Origin of the sequence: Brevundimonas sp. 357, from assembly GCF_003938605.1 — a bacterium.
Classification (GTDB): domain Bacteria; phylum Pseudomonadota; class Alphaproteobacteria; order Caulobacterales; family Caulobacteraceae; genus Brevundimonas.
Map to the genome: position 1 here is coordinate 21301 of NZ_RHWX01000023.1, position 10406 is coordinate 31706.

8 protein-coding genes are annotated in these 10406 nt (G+C 57.3%); all 8 read right to left on the reverse strand.

Going from position 1 to position 10406, the window contains the following annotated elements:
* Positions 1-1938 carry a site-specific DNA-methyltransferase gene (locus EGK63_RS15750; RefSeq protein ID WP_207896409.1) on the reverse strand — a complete coding sequence of 646 codons (1938 nt, stop codon included), beginning with the start codon at positions 1936-1938 and terminating at the stop codon, positions 1-3.
* Positions 1935-2942: a hypothetical protein gene (locus EGK63_RS15755; protein WP_125902255.1), complete on the reverse strand. Its 1008-nt coding sequence runs from the start codon at positions 2940-2942 to the stop codon at positions 1935-1937. The genes EGK63_RS15750 and EGK63_RS15755 overlap by 4 nt, the downstream gene beginning before the upstream one ends.
* Complete coding sequence (locus EGK63_RS15760) at positions 2933-3703, reverse strand: DUF4391 domain-containing protein (protein ID WP_125902256.1); 771 nt, start codon at positions 3701-3703, stop codon at positions 2933-2935. The genes EGK63_RS15755 and EGK63_RS15760 overlap by 10 nt, the downstream gene beginning before the upstream one ends.
* Complete coding sequence (locus tag EGK63_RS15765; RefSeq protein WP_125902257.1) at positions 3700-6909, reverse strand: helicase-related protein; 3210 nt, start codon at positions 6907-6909, stop codon at positions 3700-3702. The genes EGK63_RS15760 and EGK63_RS15765 overlap by 4 nt, the downstream gene beginning before the upstream one ends.
* Entirely contained in the window at positions 6906-7205 is a 300-nt protein-coding gene (locus EGK63_RS15770; RefSeq protein WP_125902258.1) for a HigA family addiction module antitoxin, read from the reverse strand. Before EGK63_RS15770 ends, EGK63_RS15765 begins: the two co-directional genes overlap by 4 nt.
* A 335-nt stretch (positions 7206-7540) precedes the next feature.
* Positions 7541-8551: a tyrosine-type recombinase/integrase gene (locus EGK63_RS15775; RefSeq protein ID WP_125902259.1), complete on the reverse strand. Its 1011-nt coding sequence runs from the start codon at positions 8549-8551 to the stop codon at positions 7541-7543.
* A gap of 247 nt (positions 8552-8798) precedes the next feature.
* Positions 8799-9383 (reverse strand): hypothetical protein, encoded by a 585-nt coding sequence (locus tag EGK63_RS15785; protein ID WP_125902260.1) that lies wholly within the window; start codon positions 9381-9383, stop codon positions 8799-8801.
* A 638-nt stretch (positions 9384-10021) separates the two neighbouring features.
* Entirely contained in the window at positions 10022-10315 is a 294-nt protein-coding gene (locus EGK63_RS15790; RefSeq protein ID WP_125902261.1) for a hypothetical protein, read from the reverse strand.
* Positions 10316-10406: the final 91 nt, after the last annotated feature.

The following is a 10406-nucleotide window of genomic DNA, read 5'->3' on the forward strand; positions in this document are numbered from 1 at the left end:
TCACAGGCTCCTCATATCGAGGATGCCGTTCTGATTCAGGATCGCCGCCATGTTGGCCTTGGCCACGTCATCGACGAAGCCGGAATCCTTGAATACGATTCGGGTAGCAACGGCGGGCACAAGCGCCTTCCACCACGCGACGATGCCGTTGGCGACGGTTTCGACGCTGTCCTTGGTGAGGCCATCGGCCAGGCAAACGATCAACGCGCCGCCACCGATGGAATAGACAGCCTTCCCGGCAATATCTCTCTTCTCGATGGGAACGCACAGGTCGAGGCCAAGCTTGAGCAACAGCTCATAGAGCACATCCTGCTCGGTGCGGCCCGGCACAAGATGCTCGGCATTGGCGAGCAAGGTGCCTTCGAGGTCGGACGGCTCCGGCTCCCATGCGCGAATATTAGACGATGCGAGCTTGAAAACACGAAAGCCAACATCGCCCGTAAAAGTGGGAGATTGGGACTTGATGCGTTCTCCTGCCGCCTTAATACGCGCCTTGGTAACTTCAAAGATCGTCGGAAATTTTTTGTTGTTCTCAACAGGCTCTGGCAACTGGACGAGGATGAATCGGCGACTTCCGCCCGTATCCTTGTTCAACTCCATGACCGCATGGCCGGTAGTGCCGCTGCCAGCGAAGAAGTCTAAAATGATAGCATCCGGGTCATTCTCGGTTACCGCGAGCAGGCTATCGTAGACAGCCCAAAGACTTTTCGGAAACGTGAACGGCGAACCCGGGACAAGGTCGCCGACTAGTCCCGTCCCGTTATCGTTGGCGTCATACCTTTTATCGTTCCACACCGTGCGGTAGAGACCAAAAGTTTTCCCAAGCTCGATCTCATATCCGTAGCTGGTTTGCTTGGCGCGAAGCATGGAAGCAATCGCCTCAACCGATTGCCTCGCATAACGCCACTTGCGCTCCACTCCAGCCTTGTCGATTGGATAAACGTAGGAAACACCTTCGACCACCTCCGTCTGGCGAGGGTGAAATTCATCTGGGCAAACGTCACCGAATCCGATGATTATCCCATCCTTGACCAGAATTGGGTAAAAGCAGTTTTTTGCGTCGGATCGCTCTGATTCCGTCCCCCAATTTCGGAGGTGAGACCAGTCAACCTTCTCATCTTCAATCTTACGATCACAAATTGCCTTAGTTCCGGCCGGATAAACAAAATAGGCATACTCATGGACGTAGGAGAAGTTTTTGCCTTGGACACCTCGAGGGTTATGGATGACAGGAACGCAGACGTGATCGAAGTTTCCCTCTTCAAACACTTCGCGCAGAATGACGCCGAGCTGACTTACCTCATTGTCGTCTATGGTCACGATGAGAACGCCATCTGGCGCAAGTAGATTCCGCGCGAGCTTCAAGCGTGGGTAGATCATAGATAGCCAGTTGGTATGGAAGCGGCCGCCAGCCTCAGGATTGCTCTGCAGTTTTTCTCCACCCTCTATCTGACCAGTCACTTCCAGATAAGTACGAACACCATCTTGATAGTCATTAGGGTAAATAAGATTTCGACCTGTATTATAGGGTGGGTCTATGTAGATAGCCTTGATCTTACGGTTGAAGCTTTTCTGCAATAGCTTCAACACTTCAAGGTTATCACCCTCGATAAGCAGATTTTGCGTCGAATCCCAAGCAACACTTTCGTCGGGCTGCGGCAATAGTGTCCCGGTAGAAGGTGTGAGCGCAATCTGGCGAGCCTTGCGCTTACCATGCCACGACAGGCCATATTTCTCATCGACGCTCGAGACAGTCGCATCACCGACTAGCTGCTTTAGGGCGTCAACGTCGACAGCGTAGCCCCCCTCGCTGCCCTCAACGAGGATCGCTGGGAAAAGATCGAGCAGTTGCGCGATGTTAGCTCCGATCAAATCCTCACTGATGGTTAGGGGGTCGCCCTTTTCGATCTTCCTAATTTGAGTACCAGTTTCAGTCACTGCATTCTTCCGATTGTTATATTTAGATATTGAGCAAGCAATGGGAACATACGGTTCAAATTTCCCGATGTGGCTCCCCCTGTTATCTGCTTACCCCCTGCGCTTTTTGGTAAGTATGTCTGCCATTTCTTGGGAGCGAACGGCCCTTCGTCGCGGGCGTGTCTGGTGACGAAGGCGCCAAGTTTAGAAGCGGTTGGATTGTCTCCGGAGAAAGAATAGCCATCCGGGTCAACTTTCGTAAAGTCGCGCAGGGTGCTAGGAGAGCCGAGAAAGAACTGTCGGAGTCCAAAAAACGCTTGTCGAATATGCCCGCTCAGGTTTGACTTGCCATTAGCTCGCGCCAGCACCTCTTTTGCTGCTGGACTTGGGTGCTTCGAGAGCCACTCTAAAAAGGCGTCGTAATCGCCTAAACGCGGAGGTCGTACAATACCTTGAGGGAGGCGATCATGTTCTTCGAAGAATAATTCCCGAGGTATCTTCTTTGCGAGAGCTTTCACCTTCGATTCATTCGTGGCAATGTAGGCATCCAGTGCTGCAAGTGTGCACAAGCTGAAGCCTTTTGAGTAGTCTTCGACAGCCAATTCCATCGCCTTCTTTCGCGCTGTATCACTCTCAAACCAAAGAACTTCAGCAGCACTGCCAGACAGGGCGCGGGTACTTAGATTGGCGCTGCCAACCAAATAGCCGTTTTGGCCGCTATAGATTTTTGCATGGGCCGTAGGGCTGATAAGTAGTGAGACTTCTCCGCCTGCCTGCCGATGCCGCTCTATGAACGTACGGAGCGCGACAGGATCTAGGGAACCCATAGCCCAGTCAGCAACTGATTTGGTGTTCAACCGCATCAACAGGCGGAGCCGCTTGGCATCGATATTAATTACATTCAGAGCACCGGCCGTGTAGAATGCCGTAGCGAGCGTCACGTCATTGCCGGCAATACTGGCGATATCGGATATGATCGGTCCTACAATTGCTCGAGGCCTTTTGCTCGGCACGGTTAAAGCCATTTTGTATATCCTGTGAGGTCAGCCTCGCGGCGCTGGATTTCTAGGTTGAGGTCCACGCGGCGGCTAAGCCGCTTCTCGTGCCTGGCCTTGGCGCGCAGACTTTCGATCTCTTTTGTGAGGCGCGCGTGGGCGTCCAGCGCCTCGCGGCGGCGGTCGAGAGCTTCCTGATCATCGGTCGCGACAAATGCGCCCGTCAAGCGCGCCGCGTTGATGGCCTCGATCCGGGCTATCCACCCAGTATAAAGGGCGAACAGGTCGGTGCGCGGCTGCTGCGCCAGCGCGAGACTTTTCAGGAACGCGATCTGCACGGAATCTACCGCATCGGCGCGGATACTACCCGCCGTAACGACATGCTCGATCACCGTGCGGCCTGAGTCATTTTGAGCATGGCGCTTGTGCGCCGCCGATACAGAAAGGCCGCTCTCGTCGACGGTGACTAGCAACACCGGGTAAGGAATGGCACGGTGGATCAGCTCGATCAGCCGCGCAGCCTTAGCGCCCGGACGGAAGACGCAGCCCACAATAGCAATCTCAAGATATTCGCGGGTATCATCGGAAAATGCCTGAACGCCAATGGTAGCAGGCTTGCACGCGGCGAACCATTGCAATTCATCGATGCCGTCCTGAATGGCGCGTTTGTCGGCGGCAGTCGGTGCACCTTGCTCGACCAGCAGTTTTTTGGGCACACGCACATCGACGCGCGCGCTGGGAGGGAGCCCCAGTGCGTTGACGATGATGAGGAAACCCGCGCCCGCCGTCATACCGCCCCGCTTTCCGGCAGGATGACAACGAAGGCTACAACCTCGAAATCGTTGATACCGGCAAATTCCCCCTTCAGGGCGTGGGTGCCGCCGGGACTGAACAGGCTTGCGACGGCGCGTTCCTCGCTCTTACCAGCTATGGAGGCGACAGCCCGCGCCAACAGGGCTTGATAGTTTTCCATATCACGCCCGTATCGAGTGGCCTTGTCGAAGCGGGCGCAAGCTTTGGCATCGGGAAGATCGCGTCCGATAGCCGCCTTCTTGAGGCGGTCGAGCACCTGCTTCACCTGCGTATATGGCAACTGTACCTCGCCTTCGTCGCCGACATGGACGACGAAATTGGGACTCAAGGGGTAGCCGGGTTCGGCGGCGCGCTCCGCCGCCTCGCCAACCGCCCTCAGGCAGAAAATCGCGCCGGGCGGAAGGTCGCTTTCGGGGCCAGATGTGTCGGATGCAGGCACCACTGCATAGGTGCCTAACGGCAGGCTCTCCAGCTTCTCCCGATGCTCGTGCATATACCCGGCAAGGTCGATGCGGAAGTCGTTGAGCGTCAGATCAGCGATGGAAACACCACTCGACAAGTCCTCAAGGTCGATCACCGTATCCTGCATTTTTTGCAGCTGGGCACGACGGTATTCGAGGTCGTTCATCTGGTTTCCGGCCTGAAACTCGATGACGTTCTCCTCGCCGGTCGCGGACACGTCCAAGAGCACCATCCGCCCGCTCACGCGGGATTCGAGGTCAAGATATTCGTCCAGCTCCATGTTGGGCCAGAAATTGACCAACTGGATGCGGGTATTTGTCGAACCGATACGGTCGATACGCCCGAACCGCTGGATGATCCGCACGGGGTTCCAGTGAATATCGTAGTTGATGAGGAAATCGCAGTCCTGAAGGTTCTGGCCTTCGGAAATGCAGTCGGTGGCAATGAGCAGGTCGATCTGGCCCTCGACGTTCAACTCCTTGGGGCGCTCTTTCGAGCGCGGCGAGAAAGCGGAAAGGATTGAACTCATGTCGCCACGCAATCCGCGCAACGTGGTTTTGTTCGCACCCGTCCCGCTGACGACAGCGGTTTCGAGGCCAAGTTCGTTCTTCGCCCATTCGGCGAGCTGGGCGTAGAGATAGTCCGCCGTGTCCGCGAAGGCCGTAAACAGCAGGATTTTACGATTCTCACCGTTGATCGGCGTAGCGATCTTGCTGGCAATCACGTCGCGCAAAGCGGCCAGCTTGGCGTCGCGTTCCGGCGTGACGGCCTGTGCGGCGGACAGCAACGTGGCGAGCCGGTTGCGGTCCTCTATCAAATCCTGCCGCCAGCGGACACGGTCCACATCATGCAGAAGCACTTTGACTTTGCGCCCGATCAACAGAGCCTCGAAGGCGGGATCGTCTATATCGACATCGTCGATGGAAACTTCATCCACGCTTTCGTCGTGGGCGTCGATCTTCGCCAACAGCGCGTTCACGTCGGCAAGCTGGCGCTTTATGGTGAGCGCGAAGGACGCGACCGAGCTTTCCATACGCTTGAGAATGTTGACGCGCAGCAGGTGGATCAGGCTTTCCTCGCGGTCCACCTGCCGGAAAAAGCTCTCGCCGCCCCTGATCTTGGTGCTGTATTTCTCGTCATAAACGGCCTGCTTGTGGGGGAGGACGTAGCGGAGCGGCGCGTAGGCGGCGAGCGTTAGCCGCCTGATCTCGTTGTTAATCTCGCGGATGGGCCGGAACTCTCCAGCCAGATCCACGTCGGCCTTGATGTTGACGGGTCGCAGACGCTCCGGGAACTGGCCGGTTTCCTCGGTGCCGTAATAGCGTTGGACGTGCTTGCGCGACCGGGCGATGGTCAGCAGATCCAGCAGTTTGAAATAATCGAAGCCGAGCATGTCCATCAGCCGCGCGGGGCGGCGGTCGGCTTCGGGCAGGTCCAGCCAGCGGTTGAACTGCGTCTGCGCCTTGCGGATGGTCGCCTCGATGCTCTGTATGCCGTGCCCCATGAGCGCGAAGTCGTTGCCCTCGGTCATGAAGGCGATCTGGTTCTTGAGGTCGGCAAGACGGTTGTTGACCGGCGTTGCAGACAGCATGAGCACCTTGGTTTTGACGCCCGATTTAATGATGCGCTTCATCAAGTGGTCGTAGCGGGTGTCACGTTCCTTGTGGGTCGCCTTGTTGCGGAAGTTATGGGACTCGTCGATTACGACAAGGTCGTAGTTGCCCCAATTCACATGGCTGAGGTCGATGTCGCCGGACATACCGCCATCGCGCGACAGGTCAGTATGATTGAGCACGTCGTAATTGAGGCGGTCGGACGCGAGGATGTTGCGCCGGTCATTGGCCTTGTAAAGCGTCCAGTTGTCGCGCAGCCGCTTGGGGCACAGGACAAGAACGCGGTCATTGCGCAACTCGTAGTATTTGATGACGGCCAGCGCCTCAAAGGTTTTGCCCAGGCCGACGCTGTCGGCGATGATGCAGCCGCCGATCCGTTCCAACTTGTCAATGGCACCAACGACGCCGTCGCGCTGGAACTTGAAAAGCTTCTTCCAGACCGTGGTGTTGCGGATGCCCGTGGCAGACTTGATGATCCGCTCTTCGTCCAGTTCGTCACCCAAATCCTTGAATAGCTCGAATAGGAACTTGAAATAGAGCAGGGATGCGGGGCGTTGGGATGCCGCCTCGGCGAGCCAAGTGGTAAAAACCTCACCGCTGGTCACCCTCGGCTTCAGTACGCTCCAGTTGGTTTGAAACCATTCGGCGAATGCGGCGGCTTCCTCGTTAGTGTCGGTGGTCTGGATCAGGCCAAGCTCGGTATTCGGCGTGATGCCGAGGCCTTCGGTTGTAAAGGCGCAGGTACCAAGAACGGCATGTTGCACTGCTCCTGCGTTAACGACGATCATGGATTGCGGGGGAGGTGCGGCTGCATAGCGAATTTCGGCGTGGCTCTTGATCCAGTCGTGGGCCGAGTGGGCAAGCCAACGCCCTTGGAGTTTTCCTCGATAGGAAATGTCCGCCGCGCGGCCGAAGAGAGATTGGATAAGAGATTTTTCCTCACCCAAAAGCAACCGAATACGACCCGGCTTCGCCATCATGTCCTGCATCTCGGCGAAGGCGTGCAACGAGAATTCTGGCGACATAAGATCAATGGACGCGCCCGGACGAAGCCAGTCACGAAGCCGGTCGATCACACGCTCGTTGCCACTATTCCGTAACAGCTTCATTCTTTGCCCCTATAGGGTGCGACATTAATGTCTCCGGCCCGCTCGCGCGCCTCAGCGATGTCGAAGCTGTTCTGCATTTGCATGAGGGTTTCCATCGAGACGCCGAATGCCTTCTCGATGCGGATCGCCATTTCGGGCGACAAGTCGGCCCTCTCATTGAGAAAAGCAGACAAGGCGGCTCGGGTGACACCGAGCACATCAGCGGCAGCCGTGACCGAAAGGCCTAGAGGCTCGATCACCTCTGCCCTCACAAAACCGCCGGGATGGGCGGGAGCTTGCCCTCGAAATCCTGTCATAGCGCCTGAGCCCACCTTTAAGCCGTTCCCTGATGATCAAGACTGGGGGCTATCTCCGTCCATACGCTGCTTCAGAGCGCGCGCGTATCCGGCGGAATAACATTCCGAATCTTCACGCACATAATAGGTCACATGAGCGGATAGCGTCAAGCTACACTTTACACTCGGAGTTGCATGGCTTGCTGGTTTAGAGGGCTATGGCGTAAACGTAGTGATCATCACTATCGGTCGCGGCCCGCCACCCGCCGCAATTTGTCGCAACAAATCATTATGTTACCCCGAAATACGTCTAACCTTGGACTGAGAGTTAGACAGAACCGTTCTGGCTTCGTGCATCAAGCGATGCGGTTCATGGCTGTATCGGCCAACCCACGCCGGGCGATTTCACGCGTGTAGCGTTCCACCTCCTTCAAACTTTGGTGCCCCGTAATCGACATGATCTCGTGGACCGTACAGCCGGCCTCAGCCAATCTCCGTGCCGCAGCCTTTCGCAGCCCATGAGCGGAGCAGTGAGGCAGACCTGCGCGCTCGGCCGCCTTGCTCACCCAATTTCCAAAGCCCTTCTCGGTGAAAGGTTTGCCATGCTGCGTGGTGAGCAGCGCTAGGTGCTCGATCTTGCGCGCTGCTAACGATACCTGGAGGTTTGGATGCTGCGGGATATCGACAAGTTGCCCGGTCTTTTCCTGACGAACGAGAACCCGACCGTCCCGGATTTGGTGAACGGTCATCTGCCGAACATCGCCCGACCGCTGAGCGGTGTAGAGGAGGAGGTCGAACCCGAGCCGCTCATTCGTTCCGACGGGCCATTTGAGCTCAAACGCTTCGATCTCATGCTCAGTCCAGGCGTGGAAGCCGTCGCTCCTGTATCGAAGCATCCGCACGCCGACAGTGGGATCGGCACGAGCAAATCCGCGGTCCACAGCGAAGCGCATCACCGCCCGCAGCACCTTGAGCATATTGTTCGCCGCAGCCGGGGTCGCTGCCATCTTATCCATTTGCCCGCGAATGTGCCGCGCTTCGAGCATGGCTACAGGGTTGTCGCCGTACTTGTCCCGATAGCGATCAAAGATGCCTTTGTAGGTGCGCTGGGTGTTCGGCTTGAGTCCAAGAAAATCACCCGATCCATAGTAGGCCACGCCCAACGCGTGGATGGATCCTGGCTTGACCCGGCTCGCGCCGATCTTGACCGGCTGGGCGTTCGACGCAGCCGCATACCAAGCCCACCATCCCTCAGAGCCAAACGTTTCGGTTGTTTGGGATTCAGGGAAACCAACACGGCGAAAGCGCCACCGCACCTTCCCCCGTACGTCGCGGTAGTAGGAAACGTGAGCAGGCTTTTTCTTCACGCAGCTGCGTCCCACGGATTATCGGCGCGGTCAGTGCCATCGTCAGGTAAGGCCCAAAATGCCTCGTCCAAGGCATCTCGATCCCACAGCTTGCGTCCGTCGATCCGCTTCGGCGCCGGCATTCGCCCCTCTTGGACCAGTTGGTCGAATTTGGTGACGCTAATCCCAATATAACGGCTCGCAACCTCGCGGCCCAGACCGCGTGGGGGCAAGCTCAGCGGGAGATCCTGATGTCGCCGCCCCATCGTCATTCGCCCTGCCGTATCAGCTGGAATTCCGTGGGCGTTTCATCTCTCATGCAGCGAATGGCCGCGTGAGCGATGGCTGGCGGCAGAGTTATAGTATGACTACGCCCCGGATTATCCTCCCTACGCCTTCGAGGTGGCCATACTCCGTCGGGCGAGAAGCTGAGCACTAGGTCGTCGCCGCCTCTTTCGGCGACTATTACCTCTGCCTTCCAACCGAATTCGTCCTTTGTCACCGACAGGGTGATGGCGCATGGCGTCGGGTCGGTTTCGCGAGGGCCGCTGTCGACCATGTCGAAGGCCCACGCCACCTTGGCCGTCGCCGCCTTCTCCTCTAGCGGCAGACGGCCCTCGGAAGAATATCGTTCGACCAGCGTCGTGAGGACGCTCCAAAGCGTCTGCTTCTCGGACAAGCCCGTCCGATCTTCTTCATCTTCCAGAATCAAAAAATCGAGGTTCCTCTTACCGAGCGGAACCCAAGGCTCTAGTTTCAAATCTCCGATAACCTTGACCGTCTGCCCGGATTTAGTGACGTCCTCGGGCGATGCAAAAGCGAGCAATAGACTCGCTACATCGGCGGCCCCCATGCGCGCCGCGCTAAGTCCGCGCCCTCCCTTTGAAACTAGGCCAGCCTCCCGAAGCGAGCGGGCAATCACCCGCGCCGCCGTATCCGGCACACCCGAGGCAGCAGCCACAGTGGAAGTAAGATGAGAAAGTCGAGCCATGCACGATTGGTATCTTACGCCAATCGTTTGCACAAGACCGATTGGCGTAAGACACCAATCGCATTTTTCTCATGATCTTCCTAAACGCCTTCGCGCTGGCTCGCGATGTCGACCTCGTAGAAGCCCCACCAACCTACGCCGCGCCACGCTCAAATTCACCAACCTCGCCCTTGTGCGCTGGCATGCGAATAGCGTGGGTGACATGCAGGCTATCAGGGGTGAATTCGATGCTGGACGACGTCGCCCGGAAGGATCGTTTTGGAAGTGGCGCCGTCGGCAGCGGATCCAACGGCGAGTACATCTTCACTTCCCTTACATCTTAAGTGAGCGCCGGGCCTGCCGGGCGCTGGGCGCCGATCGCACAACCGTGCGCTATCGGGCAACACGGCCGGACGAGAGCGCTTTGCGTGATCGGTGAAAGCCCTATCCCAGGAGCGACAGCGAGGCAGCCATCGACGCTCGGCGAAGCACGTCAGTAACTCTGCAGAACTGAGGTTCTGCTACCAGACATCATTTTTCGGGTCGAGCACTGCATGAAGGGCGAGAATCCGCTCATCTTCTTCCGGAAGTTCTTCGAAATCGTATGGACGAACTGGGAGAGGACCAAACGCGGCGCGACCCATAGTTACTGCCATCTTTCGCAAGCGATGGTACTCGTCATCGTCGAACTTATCCTTAGCCATGGCGCCAACCTGGATCGACATCAAGGTCATCCGATGGGCCATCAGCCGCAGCATGTAATCTTGATGGCCCGCTAGATCGGCCTCGATCAACGCCCTCACGTACTCAGTCATCGTAAGCCCGCTGTTGACGTGCCCCTGAGTTTTCATCCAGCGGCGACCAGAGTCCTTGGGTTAGTGATCCGCCCCCGTTTTCTGGAGCATC